We start from the raw sequence: 19,820 nt of genomic DNA, 5'->3' as shown, positions 1-19,820 counted from the left end.
TACACGCCACTCGCTCACAAATCGGCTCACGCGGTGCATCGCAGTCGATCATCTGCCTGGACTTCAACCCCCAGCCGATGTCACACCACACTGCACGCATGCGCTGACGCCTGCCGCACTACAGCAGTCGTCAGCAGCTCTCGGCGCGCCAGCAGCAGCGCGCCGAGATCACTCAATACGCCGCGGTGACGCTAACGCCGGAATAGCCCAGCGTTGCCTTCAAGCGAACGTAATAAACGCCTGCTGCGGGCGCGGCCAGCGTGCAACTGTCGCCATTGCCCGGCAACATGCTGCGGCAGCTGTAAGCGGCATCGGTCGGTAGCGCACCCGCACGTACCGAAAGATCGGCATTGCCACTGCCACCGGCGAGCGTGAGCTTGAGCGAACGTGTGCCTGCGGGCACATTGACCTGGTAATACAGCGAATCCGAAAGCGCTGCGCTCAGCCCGGTGCGCGCCACATTCCTGGTCAACGTGGTCGAAGCGATCACCGCCGCCACCGCGCCATCGGCATTCACCAGCCCTGCCCCGCACCCCTGCGTGCAGGCCACCGGCAATGGCCGTGCACTGGCCTTGAGCAAGGCTTTCACCGTGGCCGGCGTCAGGGGATTCAAGGCCACCGACTGCATCAGCGCCACCACGCCAGCCACATGCGGCGCCGCCATCGAGGTGCCGCTATACACCGCATACGCTGGATTGCCCGGCACTGTGGTTCCGGTATTGAGCGTGGACACGATCGATTGCCCGGGCGCGGCGATATCCACGCCGTTGCCGAAGTTGGAGAAGCTGGCCTTGGCGCCGGCCGACGTGGTGGCTGCCACGGCGATCACGTTCGCGCAATTGGCCGGCACGCTGGTGGAGACATCCATATTGCTGTTGCCGGCTGCTACCACCACCGCGCTGCCACGCGTCACCGCCGCAGTGATGGCGTTGTTCAACGTCGCCGAGCATGTGCCGGGGCCACCCAGCGACAGATTGATCACCGTGGCCGGATTCGGATTGGCCGGCACGCCGTTGACCTTGCCGCCGGCTGCCCACACGATCGCATCGGCGATATCGGACATGTAGCCGCCGCATCGGCCCAGCACCCGCAACGGCAGAATCTTGGCGTTGAACGCGGTCCCGACCACGCCCACCGCGTTGTTGCCCACCGCCGCCACGATGCCTGCCACATGCGTGCCGTGCCAGCTGGAATTGCTCACTGATGCACCGGGCCCGCATTCGTTGGCGGCGGCCCAGTCGCCCTGGTCGGTCGCGGTGGCATCGCGCGCATTGCCATCGCGCGCAGTGGCCGGGTCGACGATGAAGTCATAGCCGGGCAGCACGTTCGCTGCGAGGTCCGGATGATTAGTGATGCCGGTGTCGATCACCGCCACCACGATGCCTTTGCCGGTGGAACGGTCCCAGGCCGGACGGATGTTGAGGCTGGCCGCGGTCGCGCCCATCGCCCACTGCTGCGGCACGCCGGGGTCGTTAGGAACCAGCAATGGCCGCATCAGGATGTCCACTTCCACGCGTTTGACGGCAGGATCCGCGGCCAGGCGCCGCATCAGGCTTTCCGAATCCACGCGGTCCAGCTTGCGATCGGCCACCAGCAACATCGGTCCGCCACTGAGCCGGCGCGTGGCCGACAAACCCAGCGCACGTCCGCGCGCTTCCGGCACGGCACGCGCGATGTCGCCCCATGGCGCAGACAACCCGGTCGCCCGGCTGCTGCCGACGCTGTTCTTGTAGCTGACGATGAAACGCTGATGTGTGCTGCTGGAATTCAGCCCTTGCAGACTGACCTCGCCAGCGGCGGCATGAAACGTGCATGACAACGCACAGACGAATGCGACGCGGCGCAGCGCGCTAACTACGTGATACGACATGAATCCATCCCTCCCCAAGGACCTGGCAACCCGGATGGCAACGCGCTAACGCCACTGCGATACGCCGTTACCTGATGCGTGGGCATGCATACGTCCGTGCCTCACGTGGGGTGGCTATCGGCGCTCCATTGGGCACACTGAAGCAGCCATCCTGCACTGGCGTGCGCTTCGTTCAGCCATTGCTGCCAGCCCTAGATGGCGGCCCGGCGATTGCCGCTGCCCAAACGCACATTGCCCCGCGCAAAGCGGGGCAATGCAGGCTTTAAACCACCGACAGTGGCGTCGGGCAAGACCCGACACAATACCGGCACGGGCCGGCATCCAAGTCGTCGGCGCCATCTTACGGGGTCTGGCTGACCGCGCCGGCCGCGTTGACGATGCCGGCGCCGCAGCCGCCCGGGCAAGCGCCCGGCAGCGGACGTGCGGTGTTCTTCAACAGCGTTTTCACCGCCGTCGGCGTCAGCGGGCGGCTAGCGACCGACTGCACCAGCGCCACTACGCCGGCCACATGTGGGGCCGCCATCGAGGTGCCGTTATAGCTGGCGTAGCTGGCCGAACCCGGCGTGGTGGTGCCGCTGTTCAAGGTCGACAGGATCGCCGAACCCGGGCCGGAGATGTCGATGCCGGTGCCGAGGTTGGAGAAGCTCGAACGCGCGCCGGCCGAGGTGATCGACGCAACAGCAATCACATTGGCGCAGCTGGCCGGGGTGAAGTTGGCCACGTTGGCATTGCTGTTGCCGGCAGCCACCACCACGGTGGTGCCACGCGACACCGCGCCATTGATCGCATTCTGGCAACTGCTCGAGCAGGTGCCGCTACCGCCTGGCGACATGTTGATCACTTCGGCCGGATTGGCATTGGCCGGCACGCCGGACACAGTGCCACCCGAGACCCACACGGAGGTGCCGCAGCTGCGGCGAGAGGACCGAGTCTTCCTGCACGCTGCGGATCGGGCCGATAACTGCACGGGCGCCAGGCCCGTGGAAACGACTGACCGGTGTCCATTCCGGCCGAGCGGCAACAGCTCGCCTGCGCCTGCCGAACGGCAGACCTTTACGAGACATTGCAGATGAGGTGAAGCGAAGAGAACAGGCGTCCCCTGACGGCGTGGCCAGGGAACGCACCTAGCGATCGCGCGTTAGTAGCTCGCTGTCAGGGTCACACCGGAGAACGTGCTGTAGGCCTTGATCCGCACGTAGTAGATGCCCGATGGCGACGTGATGTTGCAGGTTTCGTTGTTGCCATCCAGGTACGGACGGCAGGCGTAAACGGTGTCGGTCGGCGCGCTACCGGCCCGCACGTACAGGTCTGCATCGCCGCTACCGCCGCTGGTGGTCACCGTCAGCGTGCCGCTGCCGGCCGGCACCGTGATGGTGTAGTTCAACTCTGCACCTGCGGATGCGCCAAGACCGGTCACCGGCATGCCATTGGTCAGGGTATTGCCGGTTCCGCCACCACCACCGCCGTTGCTGCCGGCGATGGCCGCCGTCACTGCCGCATCGGCATCGACAAGGCCCGCACCGCAACCGCCCGAACAGGCACCCGGCAAGGCGCGCGCGGTGTTCTCCAGCAGCGTTTCCACTGCAGCAGGCGTCAACGTGGTCGGCGCAACCGACTGCACCAGCGCCACCACGCCAGCGACATGTGGCGCCGCCATCGAGGTGCCGTTGTACGAGGCGTAGCTGGCATTGCCCGGCGTGGTGGTGCCGCTATTGAGCGTGGAAAGAATGCCCGACCCCGGTGCGGAGACATCGATCCCGGCACCGAAGTTGGAATAGCTGGCCTTGGCACCGGCCGAGGTGGTGGCTGCCACCGCGATCACATTGGCGCAGTTGGCCGGCAACGAACCGGACACGTTGGCGGCACTGTTGCCTGCCGCCACCACTACCGTTGTGCCACGCGAGACCGCGCCGTTGATCGCGCTCTGCATCGTGGACGAACAGGTGCCGCCGCCGCCCAGCGACATGTTGATGACTTCGGCAACGCTGGTATTGGCCGGCACACCGCTGACGCTGCCGCCGGACGCCCAAATGATGGCGTCGGCGATATCCGACAGCGAACCACCGCAACGGCCCAGCACGCGGACCGGCACCACCTTGGCGTTAAACGCAGTACCGGCCACACCGGTGGTGTTGTTGGTCACCGCCGCCACCGTGCCGGCGACATGGGTCCCGTGCCAGCTGGAGTTGGACGTGGTGCAGCCAGTGGTCGAGTTCCAGTCGCCTTCGTCCGCGGGATTGTTGTCGCGCCCATTGCCGTCACGCGCGGCGGTGGCATCGCTGATGAAGTCGTAGCCGGGCAGGATATTGGCGTCGAGGTCGGGGTGGCTGACGATGCCGGTATCGATCACCGCAACCACCACGTTGGCACCGGTGGACTTATCCCAGGCTGGGCGGATGTTGAGACCGGCGTTGGTGGTGCCGAAGGCCCATTGCTCGGATAGGCGAGTGTCGTTGGGGGTCAACACGGCGTGCAGCATCTGGTCCACTTCCACGCTCTGCACATTGGGGTCGGCGGCCAGTTGGCGCATCAGGGTTTCGGCTTCGGCGCGATCCAGCGCGCGATCGGCCTGCACCAGCTCCGGTCCCACTGCCAGGCGACGCACGCTGTTCAAGCCCAGCGGCTTGCCGGCCTTTGCCGGCAGCGCACGCGCCGCTGTGCGCAAAGAGCTGGTCAACACGCTCGGACTGCTCAGCGCGCTGCTGCCGTTCTTGTAGGTCACGATGAACTTCTGGTGGGTCTGCGCAGTAGCCAGGCCATCGAGGTAGACATCACCAGCAAAAGCCGGCGTTGCCAGCAACAGGGAGGTAAGTGCCGAGGCACCCAGGATGCAGAGCGCACGGTGGCGCGAACGAAGCGACGCGTTATACATCGAATTCCCTTCCAGTCAAGAGAAACGCCGAAGCGGTAGTTCCGAAACCGTCGCGACGGCGACCGCCCCAGTGCCACGGACCTCCCCTGTTATCGATCCGTTCAGCAAACCTATCTCAATAAAATCAAACTGGAAAATACATAATTAGTAATTTCTGAAATAAACTTCAATTGTGCGATGCGAATCACGAATAACGCATACTGAATTCGACGCCTTTCCGGTTCGAAAAATGTTCTTTTTGCTGGGCGCGCAAACAAAAAAGCCCCCGTGCTGACACACGGAGGCCTTTGTTTGACGAAATATGTCGTCTTACGACAAACGCACCAGCCAGCCGTGGCGATCCGGCACGCGTCCGTATTGGATGTCAGTTAACTCCTGGCGCAGCGACATGGTCACCTCGCCCGCCGGCGCGGACAGATCGCCGACCGCAAAGCCATCACCCTTCAATTCACCGATCGGGGTCACCACCGCCGCCGTGCCGCAGGCGAACACCTCGGTGATCTCACCGGAAGCCACGCCCTGCTTCCACTCGTCGATAGCCACCTTGCGCTCGATCACCGGCATGCCGCGGTCGCGGGCCAGTTGCAGGATGCTGTCGCGGGTAATGCCTTCCAGGATGCTGCCGGACAGTTCCGGGGTCACCAACGTGCCGTCCTTGTAGACCAGGAACACGTTCATGCCGCCCAGTTCTTCGATGTACTTGCCTTCCACCGGGTCCAGGAACAGCACCTGCGAGCTGCCCTGCGCATAGGCCTTCTGCTGCGGCAGCAACGAGGCGGCGTAGTTGCCACCGCACTTGGCTGCACCGGTACCGCCCTTGGCGGCACGTGCGTACTCGGTTGACAGCCAGATCGACACCGGCGCCACGCCCTTGGCGAAGTACGGGCCGGCCGGGCTGGCGATCACGTAGTACGACGCCTTGTGCGCCGCACGCACGCCCAGGAACGCCTCATCGGCAATCATGAACGGGCGGAAATACAGGCTGGTTTCCGGAGCCGACGGCACCCAGTTGTCGTCCACAGCGACCAGCTGGCGCAGCGATTCGACGAACAGGTCCACCGGCAATTCCGGCAGCGCCAGACGGCGCGCCGAACGCTGCAAGCGCTCGCCATTGGCTTGCGGGCGGAAGGTCCAGATCGAGCCATCGGCATGCCGGTAGGCCTTGATGCCTTCGAAGATTTCCTGGCCGTAATGCAGCACCGAGGCGGCCGGATCCAGCTGCAGCGGGCCATACGCACGCACTTGTGCGTCATGCCAGCCCTGCTCGTTGTTCCAGGAAATGGCGACCATGTGGTCGGTGAAATGCAGCCCGAAACCGGGTGCAGCCAGGATCACGGACAGTTCGTCGGCGCTGCGCGGCGACGGAGAACGGGTGGAAGCGAAGGACACGGACACCGGGAGATTCCTGTATGGCGGGCGAAAGGACGCAGCGCCACATCGTGGACATGGCGCGTGACGATCAGAGCATGCCGGTCTCGAGACGGGCCGCTTCGGACATCATATGCCGGCCCCACGGCGGGTCGAACACCAACTCGACATCGGCTTCGGCAATGGTCGGGATCATTTCGACCTTGCTGCGCACGTCGTCGACCAGGATCTCGCCCATGCCGCAACCGGGCGCGGTGAGCGTCATCTTGACGTCGACCCGGCGCTGGTTGTCTTCTTCGCGATGGCTGACCACCGCTTCGTAGACCAGGCCCAGGTCGACGATATTGAACGGAATTTCCGGGTCGAAGCAGGTGCGCAGCTGCTGCCACACCAGCGCTTCCACCTCTTCGTCGCTGGCGTTGGCGGGCAATTCCAGCCCGGGCGGCGGCTCCTTGCCGATCGCATCGCCATCCTTGCCGGCAATGCGGAACAAGTTGCCTTCGACGAAGACCGTGTAGCTACCACCCAGCGCCTGGGTGATATAGCCGTAACTGCCTGCGGGCAGGGTCACCGAATCGCCCTGCGGCACCATGACGGCATCGCAATCGCGTTCGAACTGGACGGGTTCGCTGCTACGGGAGTACATGGGCTGGATATGGGGCCGCGCAGGTCGCGCGCAAGTCGGCCATTCTAGCCGACCACGATGGCATCGCCGCCTGCCACCGCGCCCAGCGACGACGATGCTGCATTCCATCAGCCGCACTGCCGTGGCGAGCGGTGCGCCGCAAATGCCGGCGCGCGCTTTATCATGTGTGCACTCTCAGGAGCTCCAATGCCGCCCACCACCGCGTCCGCCAGAACTGCCCACTGGCTCTGGCCCCCGCTCCTGCTGCTGGGATGCGTCACCGCCCTCATCGCCTGGCTGCTCATCGCACTCGCGCTGGGCAACCAGGCCGGCTGGATGGCCGTGGTCGCGGCGCTGGAGATCGTCTGGATGCTGCGCCTGGGCACCCTGCACGCCGGCCGCTTGCGCATCGGCGTGGCTGTGGTGACGACGGCGCTGATCATCATCGGCACCAACTGGGGCATCGCCTCGGCCCAACTGGGCGGACCGCTCGGCCTGGACCCATGGACCTCGGCCCAGAAGATGGGCACCGGCCTGGCCTGGACCCTGCTGCAACTGGCCAACAACGGCTTCGACTTACTTTGCTACGTTGCCGCCCTGCTCGTGGCGTGGTGGGCCGCGCGCTGAGCCGGGCGCGCTGAAAAGCGCTGCCAGTTTGCTGCAGGGCGCTTGCCCGCCCACCATCGCGGGACACGCCGCAAGTACGTCCGTGTAGCCTCCTTGGCGGCATCCATGCCGCCAAGGGTCCTGCGACGGTAGCCGGGCAAGGACCACCAAGTTGGTCGTTGCGCAGAGTTTTCAACAAAGCCACTAACAATGACTGGCCGCGCTGGCGCGGTGCCTCTGTTCTTCAATAAAGCACCAGTCAACTGTCTGGCGCGGTGCCCTCACCGCTTGCGGGACCGTTGGCAGCATGGATGGCGCCATCGAGCCCCCAGGGTGAAGCGACCCCCAAAAGCTGGACAGTTGGGCGATCAGACGGCCAGCCTGGCTTGTTCCCGGTACGTGACCGGGCTCAGACCCTTCAAGTTCAGCTTGATCCGGTGTTCGTTGTAGTACCTGATGTACTCCACCAGCCCGGCTTCCGGGCCTTCGATGCTGTCAAAGCTGTTCAAGTAGAAGAATTCTGATTTCAGCGTCCCGGAGAAGCTCTCCATGGCCGCGTTGTCCAAGCAGTTGCCGCGTCGGGACATGCTTTGTTGCAGAGAGTGCTTTTCGAGCATACGCCGGTAGGTCTCGTGCTGGTAATGCCATCCCTGGTCAGAGTGGATCATCGGCCGCGCGTCGGCGGGCTAACGCGGCGGCCTCGTTCTTTAGCAAAACAACCAGCAACTTTGAGGGCATCGCGCCCTCGACTAACCCGGCTGTTGACTCAAGAGCGTGGTGTCGGCATGCCCAAGCACCACCATCGCGCCGACCAGCACGATGCCGTGGATGAAGTTGGAACCGGACATCAACGGCGTATGCAGGATCACCGGCACCCGCGAGATGATCACGTGGCCGGCGCTGGCCGCCAGCATGAAGATGTACAGCGCTACGAAACCGTCGCTCATCGTCTTTCGCTCCACTGGCGGTGCGGCTCGCCGGTCATACCCACGCCGCGCACGTGCAGGCGCCTGTCAACCGAATCCGTGCTCGCCCGTTGACGTCGTATCGTCTTCGCGGAAGCTACGCTGTGTTGGTGGGAACCCCTTTCGATCCACAACCTGCCGCACCGGCCGCCACCGTGCCGGTTTCGCTGGATGCCTTTCTGGCCGGCATCGGGCCGCGTGCGTTCCGTTTTGCCGAGGCCGGCTTGCGACACCGCGAAGATGCCCTGGACGCGGTGCAGGACGCCATGGTGAAGCTGCTGGGCTATCGCGAGAGGCCAGCCGAAGAATGGACGCCGCTGTTCTGGAGCATCCTGCGCAGCCGCATCATCGACCTGCAGCGGCGGCGCAGCTTTCGCCTGAAATTCTGGGCGCCGGCCGAGCGTGCCGACGACGAAGGCCCGATCGACTGGGCCGACCCCGCCACCGGGCCGGTCGACGAACAACAGCATCAACAGGCCTACCAACGGCTGGTCGATGCACTGCGCACATTGCCGGCACGCCAGCGCGAAGCATTCACCCTGCGCGTGCTCGAAGATCTGGACGTGGCCACCACCGCCAAGGCGATGGGCTGCTCCGAGGGCTCGGTCAAAACCCACCTGTCGCGTGCGCGCGACGCGCTGCAAAAACAGTTTGAGGATTTCCTGTGAACCGCTCCTACGACCCCGCCCGTCTGGATGCGCAGCTGCGCCAGCTGCATGCCACCGCGCTGACCAGCCTGCCGCCGCAGACATTGGCGCGCCTGTGTCGGGCCCGTCATGCGTCGGCCACCACGCGCAGCCGGCGCGGCCACTGGTTACTGGCTACCGCGTGCTCGGGCCTGCTGGCAATCGGCATTGGCCTGCAATTGGGTCCGAGCGAGCGCCCCCCGTCTGGCGCCGCGCCCACCCAGTTAGTTGCCAGCACCAGCGCCACCACCGATACCGACGATCTGCTGACCCAGAACCCGGACCTCTACGTCTGGCTTGGGTCCGACACTGCCCTGGCCATGGAATAAGCACGATGACTCACACCACCCGCCTCTTGTTGACCCTGTTGCTGTGCGTCGGGCCGTGTGCCTTGACGCTGGCCCAGGACCACCCACCCGGACCTCCTCCGCCGGGCCCGCCCATGGACAGCCCTGGACCACGCGGCCAGGGCCCGCGTGACGAAACCCCGATGCCTGAGTGGGACCAACTGACCCAGCAGCAGCGCCAGGTCATGATCGATGCGCTGCGCGAGCGCTGGAACGACGTACCCGAAGAACGCCCAAGGATGTACCGGCACGCCCGTCGCTGGCTGGACATGACGCCCGAGCAGCGCAAGCAGGCCAAGGCCGGCATGGACCGCTTCCGCAACATGACCCCGGAGCAACGCCGCGAGGCCAAGGCCTTGTTCGACCGTATGCGCGCGCTTAGCCCGCAGCAGCGCAACGAACTGCAGCAACGCTGGCAAAAGATGAGCCCGGCCGAGCGCAGCACTTGGTTACGCGAGCATCCGCCGGTTGAGGACTGATGTTTGCCTGGAGCTCTGCAGCGGATACGTAGGGCGATTGGGATCGATTAGGCGCCGTGCATTGCGTCTCATCGACCATCGCCATCCATCCGTTGCGGGGCATCCGCAATGTGCAGTGCCACCGCCGCTAACGGCAGCCGTGCGTACATCGTGTGTTTCGTCGTACAAACCGTGCGCAAGTGGGACATGTAATACCAGCTAACAGAGCGACTGCACAGCCGCCAGGCGGGCGTGGCCGGTGCTCGGAATCGGCATGTAACTCGTACACTGCAGTTCCTGCGCGCCGCCCACGCCCACCCGACGGCTGCTCGCTATGTTTTGTTGCCGCTCTACGTCGGGTAGCGCACAGCGCTGCAACGTGTGTTTGAGCACAGACGCGACATTGTCGGCCCACGTGCGGCCCTGGCGCGGCTGCATCCACCACCACGACACTGCCCGGAACCACGAACGCGGCTCTGCAGATGCTGACCAACGCCCAATTTTGGTTGGCGCAAATAGAGCCGCCACCTCTTTGCTCTAACTCGAACCGCAACAGATCTGCGCGCCACAAGATCAGATGACTTGCAGGTCATCCGCACCCGCCCGACCACTGCTCACGATGCGCTGCGCATCGCGCTTAGCGGATTGCATGCGATGCGCTGCTGCGCCGCTTAGCTGGTGGCCGTCGCCTGCGCCGACCACCGCGTCTTCGCCAGCAACTCATCATTCCAATCGAAGACCAACGCACCTTCCTTGATCAACAAGGCGGCGAATGCGTACACGTTACGCGCGAACATCTCGCTGGCATGCACGGCGCCCTGGCTGGCCAGATTGAGCGGGCCCGCGATGACTACGCCTTCAAAATCATAGGTCTCGCCCGGGCGGGTGGCCGCACAGTTCCCACCGGTTTCCGCCGCAAGATCCACAATCACGCTGCCGGCGCGCATGCCGCGCGCCATCTCGATGGTCACGATCTTTGGCGCTGGTCGGCCTGGAAGCGCGGCGGTGCATACCACTACATCCACGCCTTTGAGATGCTCAGCCAGACGGCGTTGCTGTTCGGCGCGTTCGTCATCGGTGAGCTGGCGCGCGTAACCGCCTTCGCCGGCCGCGCTCACGCCCAGGTCCAGAAACCGCGCGCCCAGCGAGGCGATCTGCTCACGCGTTTCTGGCCGCACATCGAAGCCTTCCACCTGTGCACCAAGTCGTTTTGCGGTAGCAATCGCCTGCAGGCCGGCCACACCTGCGCCGATGACCAGCACCTTGCACGGGCGCATGGTGCCAGCCGCAGTCGTCAGCATCGGGAAAAAGCGCGGCGCCAGTTGCGCGGCAATCAGCACGGCTTTGTAGCCGGCCATGCCAGCCTGCGAACTCAGCACGTCCATCGGTTGCGCACGCGTGGTGCGCGGCAGGCGCTCCAGTGGAAATGCGATCAACTCGCGCGCAGCGAAGGCCTGCGCACGCGCCGGATCCGCGTCCGGCGCCAGCATGCCAATCATCACCGCCTGTGGCTTGCACTAAAGCAATATTTCAGTGGAGGGCGCCTGCACGCACAGCACCACATCGGCCTGCGCCACGGCATCGACGCCGGCAGGCTGCGCACCTGCTTGCAGATACGCCGCATCGTCCATGCTGCTGGCACGGCCGGCATCCGGTTCGATCCATACACCGGCACCAAGCGCGACCAGTTTCTTGACCGTTTCCGGCGTCGCGGCAATGCGGCATTCGCCATCGGCCCATTCTTTCAGCACCAGCACCTGCACAGCCATGCGTTGCTCCGGTCTTGCGCCCAGTCGCGGCGATGCTAGCAGAGCGCAGCGCCTACGCCGTTGCCAGTGACCACGCTTTCCGGCGCAACACGTGCTTGCCAACCGCACTGCGCAGCGTTCCGGCTGCACATGCGGGTTGGTCGCTCAATGCACCGTGTTGTTGTGCAGCGGGTCCAGCCGGTCGATCACGCCCTGCATCGCGCTGTCGAAGGCGCCGTCGTTGATGTGCTCGCGCAGCCGGCCCAGGCGCACCATCACTGCCAGTTCTTCCGGCGAAGCGACGCAGAAACGCACGCCGCGCCGATTGACGAACAGCAGACGCTGCGAGATCGGGCTCACCCACGACAGCTTGCCCGCCTGCACCTTGCCGTCCTTGTCGACGAAATCCAGCCAGGTGCCGATATCCATCGCACGGAAACGCTCGGAATCGGCGCTGCCGATGCTCTGCGCCACCGCTTCGGCGCCGAGCAACACGCTGACGCTTTCGGCAGCCGGCGGCGGCAGATTGACCTGCGGCAGTTCCGGCAGGGCTTTTTCCAGTTCCGGGCGCGCTTCGGCAATCGCCTGCAAGGTGTCGTGCAGCGCGGTGATGGCCACCACCACCGCATCGCCGTGCAGACCCACGCTGGCGAACACGCGGTGCAATGCCGGCTGCCAGACCTGCAGCCACGGCTTGCCGACGATATGCCGGCGCGCTTCAGCCAGTTCTTCCAGCACGCCATCGGCCACTGCCAGCGCCTCGATGGTGCCCGCACCTTCATCGCCGTCGCGCAGGATCGCCATGGTCAGATGGTGCAGCCACGGCTGGCGCAGGAAATCTTCCACGGCCTTGGGAAGGCCGGCATCTTCGGGCACGCGCTGCTCCAACTCCGACAGCGCGCGCCTGCGGGCCAGTTCCAGCTTTTCCTGGCCACGTTGGGTTTCGGTGGCGCGACGTTCGGCAATTTCCACACGACGCCGGTGCTGTGACAGGAAGTCGCGGAATTCTTCTTCCAGCGTGAGGAAGATCGCGAGGTTCTCGTTGAACTCGGCGACCAGGCGGTCAACGATTTCTTCGACCTTGCCCATCAGCACGCGCTCGGCAGCGCTGTCGCCGTTGTTGCCTTCGCAGGCTTCCGCCAACGAGTTGAGCAAACGCCGTGCGGGGTGGGTCTTTTGCACGAACATCTTGCGGTCCAGCAGCGCGACCTTGACGAACGGCACCACCAAGCGGCCGATCATTTCGCGCGAACGATTTTCCAGATCGCGCTCGTCCAGCATCACGTCGAACAGCATACCGACCAGATCGATGGCATCTTCGTCCATCGGATCGAGTTTTGCGGTGGCCGGGTCCACGCCCAGCCGCGTGGAGCTGGACAGCACCTCGTTCTTCAGCCGTTGTGCAAGCGATTCATTGTCATCGCCGATGACCGCCTGCAGCGTCGCGCTGGGCGTGGCCTGCAGCAGCGACAGCACCGACATCATTTCGCGCTGGCTCAACGGGCGTTGCTGGCCTACCGCGACCGTGGCAGCAGAAGCGGCGGTGTCGCGCACGCTGCGGGTTTGCTGCAGCAACTCGTGCAACGCTTCCAGCAGCATGCCCTGGCTACCGCCCGGATGTTCGGCCTCGCCGTCCATGTCGCCCGCACTGCCGCCATCGGCATGGCCGCGCTGCGTTGCGGCCTGCATACGGCCGCGGCTATGCGCCCAGCGGTCAAGAAACCGGTTGGCCCAGGCCGGTGCGTACTGATCGCCCTGGTCGTCGCCGCCCATCTCAGCATGACCGCCCTGGGCCTGGGCCTGCGCGCGCTCTTCCGGCGTCTCGCCACGTGGCTGCATGCGTGGCGCACGCTTGGCATGCGAAATCTCCGGCATCACGCCGGCATTGGCCAGGGTCTCGTCCAGGCGCACATACAACTTGCCGATCGGCTCGGCCAGATCGCGCTCGCACAGCTTGATCAGCACCAGCCGCACTTCCGGCGCCAGGTCGCAGGTGGCGAAGGCTTCGTGGATCGCCACGCCCAGATGTTCCGGGCCAATCGGGTTGGTGTCGGCCATTAATTCCAGCCCACCGGCGATCCAGCCCAGGCGGCGGTCGACCCGCGCCAGCACCTGCTTGAAATCGCGCAACAGCACGGTAGCCAGATTGCGCACTGCTAGCCGCGATTCCAACACGTGCTCGGGTACCAGACTCAGCGGGCCGGTGCCCATGTCGCCGGCCAGCACCACTTCGGCCGACAACGGCGTGCCCAGCACCAGCGCCTGCCAGCCGTCTTCGAGCTGTTGGCGAAATTGGTTGGCAACTTCCTCGCGCTTGCGGCGCAATTCGCGCATGCCATCGAGAAATAGCAGCTGCGACGCGCCAGCAGATTCGGCACGGTCGAACAGCACATCGTCGAAATGCGCGACTGCAGCAGCAAAAACCTGCGCGAGCGCGGGCACGAACACGTCATGCGCCTGTTCGAGCAAGCGTTGGTCACGGTCCGGGTGTCCCGACGGACTGGGCTGAAAAGTCATGCGCAAAGGCTCCCCGCCTCTGCAGGCGTGAAAATTTTCAAACGAGTAAAAATAGATGCGGCCCCAGATTCCGCCTTCGCATGGTAGGCGGTTAGTTCGCTTTTTAAGTGTGACTTATATCTCACTTTACTCGTGACCGCCCCGGGTTTGCGTGTCAGGCAGCCATCCTAGCTCGCTATGCTGCGGTGGAGCTTGTCTGCGAGCATGGTCCGCCTGCGCGGGTTAAGCCTTCAGCGTGGCGAGCTCTTCCGAAACACCCGCACACGTCGCATTACGCCATCGCCACGGACTGTTCGCGCCGTGATGCGGCGAGCGTTAGGAAGGGGGCCGTCTATACTTCAATGCCTCGTTGCCCCGACCCGGATTTATGCACGCAACGTATTCGCTCCAAGCGCTGGACGCGCGCCGTTCGGTTCCCTCCAAACAACTCGGCGCGCCCGGGCCGGATGAAGACACCCTGCTGCGCATGCTCACCTCGGCAGTGCGCGTGCCCGACCACGGCAAACTGGTGCCGTTCCGCTTTCTGCGCATCAGCGGCGACGCGCGCGCCGCGCTGGGCGACTTCCTCGCCGAACGCACTCAGGCCGCCGACCCGCTGGCCTCGCCCGCCGCCATTGCCAAGGAGCGCGGACGTTTCGCCGACGCGCCGGTGGTGATCGTGGTGATCGCCGCGCTGCGCCCCGAACACAAGGTGCCTGAACAGGAGCAACTGCTCACCGCCGGCTGTGTGTGTTTTGCGCTGCTGCAGGCGGCACAGGCGCATGGCTTCGGCGCGCAGTGGTTGACTGCGTGGATGGGCTACGACCCGGCCGTCACCGGCTATCTGGGCCTGGAAGACAACGAACGCATCGCCGGCTTCATTCATATCGGCACACCGCGCATGCAGGTGCCCGAACGCGAGCGCCCGGACCCGCGTGCGCTGCTGCGCGACTGGACCCCGTGACTACACCGACCATTCCGCTCGACGCTGCCCCACTGGCAGTACAACGCCCGACTCCGCTGTATCTGGTCGACGCCAGCCTGTACGTGTTCCGTGCCTGGCATTCCATCCCGGACGAATTCCAGGATGCGCAAGGCTGGCCGACCAATGCGGTGCACGGGTTTGCGCGTTTTCTACTGGACTTGCTTGAACGCGAAGACCCGCAGCACATCACCATTGCCTTCGACGAAGCGCTGGACAGCTGCTTTCGGCATGCGATCTATCCGGCCTACAAAGGCAACCGCACACCTGCGCCGGATGCGTTGCGCCGCCAGTTCGCGCATTGCAAGGCGCTGTGCGCAGCGCTGGGGCTGAGCGTGCTCGCCCACCGCGATTACGAGGCCGACGATCTGATCGGCAGCGCACTGCACAGCGTGCGCGCGCACGGCTTGCGCGGGGTGATCGTGTCGGCCGACAAGGACCTCTCGCAGCTATTGCTCGAGCACGACGAACAGTGGGATTACGCGCGCAACCAGCGCTGGGGCATGGATGGAGTGAAGGCGCGCCATGGCGTGCATGCGCACCAGATCGCCGACTACCTGGCGTTGTGCGGCGATGCAATCGACAACATTCCAGGCGTTACCGGCATCGGTGCCAAATCGGCGGCAGTGCTGCTGGCGCACTTCGGTAGCCTGGATGCGCTGTTGGAACGCATCGACGAAATTCCGTTCCTGCGCCTGCGCGGCGCTGCGCAAATGGCAGTGCGGCTGCGCGAACAACGCGAACACGCGCTGCTGTGGCGGCAGCTCACCACCATTGCGCTCGACGCCCCACTGGCGCTCACCGACACCGGCTTCACGCGTGCGCACGCCGATGCGGACATGCTCACCGGCTTATGCGAGAGCCTGCGCTTCGGCCCGCTCACCCGGCGTCGTTTGCTGGCCGCGAGCACCGGCGCGCCCGCACCGTTTCCTCCCGTTTCCCTGGCACAAGGTCCGCACCCATGAACCGACACGACACCCCGCCCACCGTGGTCTACGAAGGCAAGTATCAGCGCATGGTCGTGCGTGGCACCTGGGAGTATTCCGAGCGTGTGCATGCCGGCGGCCTGGCCGCGATCATCGTGGCGGTGACGCCGGACGATGCGATGTTGTTCGTCGAACAGTTCCGCGTGCCGCTGCAAGCGCGCACCATCGAAATGCCGGCCGGACTGGTGGGCGATATACATGCCGACGAGTCGATCGAACTGTCGGCCATTCGCGAACTGGAGGAAGAAACCGGCTGGACCGCCGAACACGCCGAAGTGCTGATGATCGGCCCCACCTCGGCCGGTGCCAGCAGCGAGAAGATCGCCTTCGTGCGTGCCACCGGTCTGCGTAAGGTCGGCGAAGGCGGCGGCGATGCCAGCGAAGACATCACCGTGCACAAAATCCCGCGTGCGCAGGTCGGCGCCTGGCTGGTGCAGAAGATGGCCGAGGGTTATCAGATGGACCCCAAGCTGTGGGCCGGCTTGTACCTGGTCGATCACGCACTGGATGGCACCCCGCGTGGTTAAAGCCGCAATCCAACCGTTGCTCGGCGCCGATGATCCGGCGCCCTTCACCGTGCACAACGCGCAGGCCGCATCGCCGTGGCTGTTGATCGCCGACCACGCCGGCCAGCGCGTGCCGGCGCGGCTGGCCAAGCTGGGCCTGCCGCAGCACGAACTGGACCGCCATATCGGCTGGGATATCGGCCTCGCCGAGGTCACCGGCTTGTTGGCCGATGCGCTGGATGCCTTCGCCATCGCGCAGACCTATTCGCGCCTGGTGATCGATTGCAACCGCCCGCACGACGCGCCCAGCCTCATGCCGACCATCAGCGACGGCACCTTGGTTCCCGGCAACCAGCAGTTGACCGCCAGTGATCGCCAGCAGCGCATCGATGCGATCTTCGCGCCGTATCACGCGCGTATCGCTGCCGAACTGGATGCACGCGCCGTGCGCCACCAGCCCACCTTGCTGGTGTCGATGCACAGCTTCACACCGGTCATGGCAGGCAGCGCGCGCCCCTGGCATGCCGGCGTGCTGTATCACCGCGATACCCGGCTGGCGCATCGCCTGCTGCAGGCGCTACGTGCAGAACCCAACTTGGCGGTGGGCGACAATCAACCGTATGCAGTCAGCGACGCCACCGATTACGCGATACCGGTGTATGGCGAAGGCCGCGGCCTGCTGCATGTGGAACTGGAAATCCGCCAGGACTTGATTGCCGACGCGGCCGGGCAACAGGCCTGGGCAGCGCGCTTGGCGCGCATTCTTCCGCCGCTGGCTTAGCTAACAAATTTCCAGCAATTTTTTCTCATGTTCACTCACAAGCCATTCAACCCCATCGACCTGCACTTTGCTCAGAAGTTTTTCGAGAAGTTCGGAAGAAATATCGCCATAGCAACAAAGAAGCATCGGATAGAGATAGGAGATACAGTGCAAACACAATCTCGCTATATCCTCAGCCTCCTCAACCATTCCCTTTAAACTACCGTCTCTATGAGACATCTCACCATGCAGAATGGCAGAACGTGCAACATACAAGCGACTTGCTCGATCACCTATGTTAGACGAACCATCGCATTGAAATCCTTCATACAACGCCTGCAAACGCTTCATAAATGTCACTCGCGTTCCCTCTTGGCGACCAGCGATTATGACACGCTCAATAGCGGAGACATACTTGACAATCTTCGCAGCTGACTCCAAATCAGTGGCAGCGTCACCAAACCAAGTAAGGGAGTCAATTAAACGCTGTTGAATATGAGAAACATCCCGCCCTTCAGCCAACGCAAATAAGCTTGAGCCAAAGCTCGTCAAGTAGGGTAAGAACGGCGGCCCAAGAACCTCATCCCAATCCATAAGCGCAACCACACCTTTCACGCGAGTTGAAATTTTAACTCTCATGCACCCACTGGAATCAAACCATAAATTAGCATCACGGTGAGGCCTAGTGGGTGACCAAGCTAGTCCCAAACCCGATGCCACACCAGCCCCAATTACTACTCGGAGCACATGAATTGCTAAGTTAACAACACGAAGAGCCAGCTGCTCGGCGACATCATCCACATGATGATGAATTTTTACGCAAGCAACCCAACGATAGCCTCGGTAAATCTTTATAGCTTGAGCATACATTGCTCGACCATGCGCGCGAAATTCGCCTTCACTCTTCATTTGATCAGGCGAAAAACCTTTAGCCACCCACTCATCTCTTTTTATGAGACCCTCACGAACACTCATTTCAATTCCGCTTTTGAGCGCAATCTTACGCTGTCGAAAAAAAAGCGGCCTACGCAGGAATTCAACAGGACCAACCTGAAACCTTTCGACAGAACCTGCGGCAAAGAGGTCGCAGGGAATGCTGTGCTCACTATCCCTCATGGATTTTCCAGCCTCACCACAGGCAAATTCAAGAAGCTCCTTTGCAATTGAGTTATTTATAGGCTTCCCGAAATCAATTACCAGACTGACATAACCTTTTTTAACGGCCTTATGCAGAGCTGGGCGGCCAACTCTTCTTGCAAGCTCTGGGCACTCACTACAAATCAAGTCAACCAAATGCGTGAATCTTGCCCATGCCGCCGCCCCGCAAACTATCGGGTTTCCTTTGCCTGGACGCTCAAGCTCACACCACATATCTGCTTTGCAACTACGCATGTGCGACGTCAATTGCTTAAAGCTCAACTTCTCAAATCGTGCGATTTGCTTGCCGATGAATTGGAGGTCGCGAACGGCCTCCCTTAGAGTCTTTGCATTAAATTTTTGCTTCTCTTCAGGCTGGGCGGACATGATGAAACTCAGGCAAACCCATCGGTGGCACGCACCAATGCATCGACGTTTTCCGGCTCGAAGCCCGAATGGCCGGAGGCCGGGCTGATCTGCAGCTGCGCCTTTGGCCATACCTTGTGCAGGTCCCAGGCGCTTTGCAGCGGGCACACCACATCGTAGCGGCCGTGCACGATCACGCCAGGGATGTCGGCAATCCGGTGCGCGTCGCGCAGCAGTTGGTCTTCCACTTCGAAGAAACCGCCGTTGACGAAGTAATGGTTTTCGATGCGCGCGAACGCCAGGGCGAAATGCGCGTCCTCGTGCCCGGTGACGAAATCCTCGTCCACATGCAGGAAGCTGGTGGCGCCTTCCCATACGCTCCAGGCCTTGGCTGCAGCCAGACGCGTGGCTTCGTCGTCGCTGGTGAGACGGCGATGGAAGGCGGACATCAGATCGGCGCGTTCCACCGGCGGAATCGCGTTGACGTAATGCTCCCAGGCATCCGGGAACAGCCGGCTGGCGCCTTGCTGATAGAACCATTCCAGCTCGAAGCGACGCAGCAGAAAGATGCCGCGCAGTACCAGCTCGGTGACCTGTTGCGGATGGGTTTGCGCATAGGCCAGCGCCAGTGTGGAACCCCAGCTGCCGCCGAAGACCTGCCAGCGGTCGATGCCCAGATGCGTGCGCAGCCGTTCGATATCGGCCACCAGATCCCAGGTGGTGTTGTCGACCAGGTCGGCATGCGGCGTGGAGCGGCCGGAACCGCGCTGATCGAACAGCACGATGCGGTACTTGCCCGGGTCGTGGAAGCGCCGCATCTTGTCGTTGCAGCCGCCACCAGGGCCGCCATGCAGCATCACCACCGGCTTGCCGTGCGGATTGCCGCACTGCTCGAAATACAGCGTGTGGCGGTCGTCGACCTTCAGCATGCCGCTGTCGAACGGTTCGATCTCGGGATACAGCGTGCGCATGACGACTCCTGCGGGAAACCCGCGATTCTACCCATGCGCTCGACGATGCGCGGCGCTAACCAGCAACGGCC

The 19,820-nt window shown here is 63.6% G+C and carries 15 protein-coding genes, 1 other RNA gene and 4 pseudogenes; 9 read left to right on the top strand and 11 right to left on the bottom strand.

The window, feature by feature from the left end:
• Nucleotides 1-172: 172 nt before the first annotated feature.
• The 5 genes and pseudogenes from KWO_RS04945 to sufT all read right to left on the bottom strand — a co-directional run bounded on the left by KWO_RS04945 (nucleotide 173) and on the right by sufT (nucleotide 6,756).
• Entirely contained in the window at nucleotides 173-1,870 is a 1,698-nt protein-coding gene (locus tag KWO_RS04945; protein ID WP_017112882.1) for a S8 family peptidase, read from the bottom strand.
• A gap of 340 nt (nucleotides 1,871-2,210) precedes the next feature.
• Nucleotides 2,211-2,768, bottom strand: a pseudogene (locus KWO_RS04940) (S8 family serine peptidase); the annotation flags it as partial.
• A 240-nt stretch (nucleotides 2,769-3,008) separates the two neighbouring features.
• Nucleotides 3,009-4,742, bottom strand: a complete 1,734-nt coding sequence (locus tag KWO_RS04935; protein WP_010381520.1) for a S8 family peptidase — start codon at nucleotides 4,740-4,742, stop codon at nucleotides 3,009-3,011.
• A gap of 309 nt (nucleotides 4,743-5,051) precedes the next feature.
• Complete coding sequence (locus KWO_RS04930) at nucleotides 5,052-6,137, bottom strand: branched-chain amino acid aminotransferase (protein ID WP_010367350.1); 1,086 nt, start codon at nucleotides 6,135-6,137, stop codon at nucleotides 5,052-5,054.
• Between the two features lie 64 nt (nucleotides 6,138-6,201).
• Entirely contained in the window at nucleotides 6,202-6,756 is a 555-nt protein-coding gene (gene sufT / locus KWO_RS04925) for a putative Fe-S cluster assembly protein SufT (protein ID WP_010367352.1), read from the bottom strand.
• A gap of 186 nt (nucleotides 6,757-6,942) precedes the next feature.
• Between sufT and KWO_RS04920 the strand changes: the two genes are divergently transcribed.
• Nucleotides 6,943-7,362, top strand: a complete 420-nt coding sequence (locus tag KWO_RS04920; protein WP_010381522.1) for a hypothetical protein — start codon at nucleotides 6,943-6,945, stop codon at nucleotides 7,360-7,362.
• Nucleotides 7,363-7,709: 347 nt separating this feature from the next.
• Here the strand turns inward: KWO_RS04920 and KWO_RS04915 are convergent.
• Together KWO_RS04915 and KWO_RS04910 are read right to left on the bottom strand one after the other, a co-directional pair.
• Nucleotides 7,710-8,021, bottom strand: a pseudogene (locus KWO_RS04915) (IS3 family transposase); the annotation flags it as partial.
• A gap of 90 nt (nucleotides 8,022-8,111) precedes the next feature.
• Nucleotides 8,112-8,288, bottom strand: a pseudogene (locus tag KWO_RS04910) (proton-translocating transhydrogenase family protein); the annotation flags it as partial.
• Nucleotides 8,289-8,410: 122 nt separating this feature from the next.
• Here KWO_RS04910 and KWO_RS04905 point away from each other — a divergent pair.
• The 4 genes from KWO_RS04905 to KWO_RS04890 all read left to right on the top strand — a co-directional run bounded on the left by KWO_RS04905 (nucleotide 8,411) and on the right by KWO_RS04890 (nucleotide 10,144).
• Nucleotides 8,411-8,974, top strand: coding sequence for an RNA polymerase sigma factor (locus KWO_RS04905; protein ID WP_010381526.1), 564 nt, complete (start codon nucleotides 8,411-8,413; stop codon nucleotides 8,972-8,974).
• Complete coding sequence (locus KWO_RS04900; protein ID WP_010367365.1) at nucleotides 8,971-9,321, top strand: hypothetical protein; 351 nt, start codon at nucleotides 8,971-8,973, stop codon at nucleotides 9,319-9,321. Before KWO_RS04905 ends, KWO_RS04900 begins: the two co-directional genes overlap by 4 nt.
• 5 nt (nucleotides 9,322-9,326) lie before the next feature.
• Nucleotides 9,327-9,818 carry a DUF3106 domain-containing protein gene (locus KWO_RS04895; protein WP_017112883.1) on the top strand — a complete coding sequence of 164 codons (492 nt, stop codon included), beginning with the start codon at nucleotides 9,327-9,329 and terminating at the stop codon, nucleotides 9,816-9,818.
• A gap of 253 nt (nucleotides 9,819-10,071) precedes the next feature.
• A non-coding RNA gene (locus KWO_RS04890) (sX9 sRNA) lies at nucleotides 10,072-10,144 on the top strand.
• A gap of 324 nt (nucleotides 10,145-10,468) precedes the next feature.
• Here KWO_RS04890 and KWO_RS04885 read toward each other — a convergent pair.
• Nucleotides 10,469-11,566, bottom strand: a pseudogene (locus tag KWO_RS04885) (NAD(P) transhydrogenase subunit alpha).
• Nucleotides 11,567-11,710: 144 nt separating this feature from the next.
• Entirely contained in the window at nucleotides 11,711-14,062 is a 2,352-nt protein-coding gene (locus tag KWO_RS04875) for a DUF1631 domain-containing protein (protein ID WP_010381531.1), read from the bottom strand.
• 367 nt (nucleotides 14,063-14,429) lie between these two features.
• On the opposite strand from KWO_RS04875, the gene KWO_RS04870 reads away from it, so the two are divergent.
• From KWO_RS04870 to KWO_RS04855, 4 genes are read left to right on the top strand one after another with little or no spacing between them, the layout of a single operon-like run.
• The gene (locus KWO_RS04870) at nucleotides 14,430-15,005 is read left to right on the top strand and encodes a nitroreductase family protein (protein WP_010381534.1); all 576 of its coding nucleotides are present in this window, start codon (nucleotides 14,430-14,432) and stop codon (nucleotides 15,003-15,005) included.
• On the top strand, nucleotides 15,002-15,988 hold the full coding sequence (locus KWO_RS04865) for a 5'-3' exonuclease (RefSeq protein WP_010381535.1): 987 nt from the start codon (nucleotides 15,002-15,004) through the stop codon (nucleotides 15,986-15,988). Before KWO_RS04870 ends, KWO_RS04865 begins: the two co-directional genes overlap by 4 nt.
• A complete protein-coding gene (locus KWO_RS04860) occupies nucleotides 15,985-16,536 on the top strand; it encodes an NUDIX hydrolase (protein ID WP_010381537.1) in 552 nt (183 codons plus the stop codon). Before KWO_RS04865 ends, KWO_RS04860 begins: the two co-directional genes overlap by 4 nt.
• Nucleotides 16,517-17,296 carry an N-formylglutamate amidohydrolase gene (locus KWO_RS04855; protein WP_010381539.1) on the top strand — a complete coding sequence of 260 codons (780 nt, stop codon included), beginning with the start codon at nucleotides 16,517-16,519 and terminating at the stop codon, nucleotides 17,294-17,296. Before KWO_RS04860 ends, KWO_RS04855 begins: the two co-directional genes overlap by 20 nt.
• On the opposite strand, the gene KWO_RS22455 is transcribed toward KWO_RS04855, so the two are convergent.
• Both KWO_RS22455 and pip read right to left on the bottom strand, forming a co-directional pair.
• Complete coding sequence (locus tag KWO_RS22455) at nucleotides 17,297-18,799, bottom strand: HEPN domain-containing protein (RefSeq protein ID WP_159102191.1); 1,503 nt, start codon at nucleotides 18,797-18,799, stop codon at nucleotides 17,297-17,299. It lies immediately after the preceding gene.
• 8 nt (nucleotides 18,800-18,807) lie between these two features.
• Nucleotides 18,808-19,749, bottom strand: a complete 942-nt coding sequence (pip, locus tag KWO_RS04845) for a prolyl aminopeptidase (protein WP_010381546.1) — start codon at nucleotides 19,747-19,749, stop codon at nucleotides 18,808-18,810.
• Nucleotides 19,750-19,820: the final 71 nt, after the last annotated feature.

Source organism: Xanthomonas vasicola pv. musacearum NCPPB 4379, assembly GCF_000277895.2.
GTDB classification, from domain to species: Bacteria; Pseudomonadota; Gammaproteobacteria; order Xanthomonadales; family Xanthomonadaceae; genus Xanthomonas; species Xanthomonas vasicola.
Note: the sequence above shows the minus strand (reverse complement) of the source record. Positions and strands in the feature narration are given on the sequence as shown.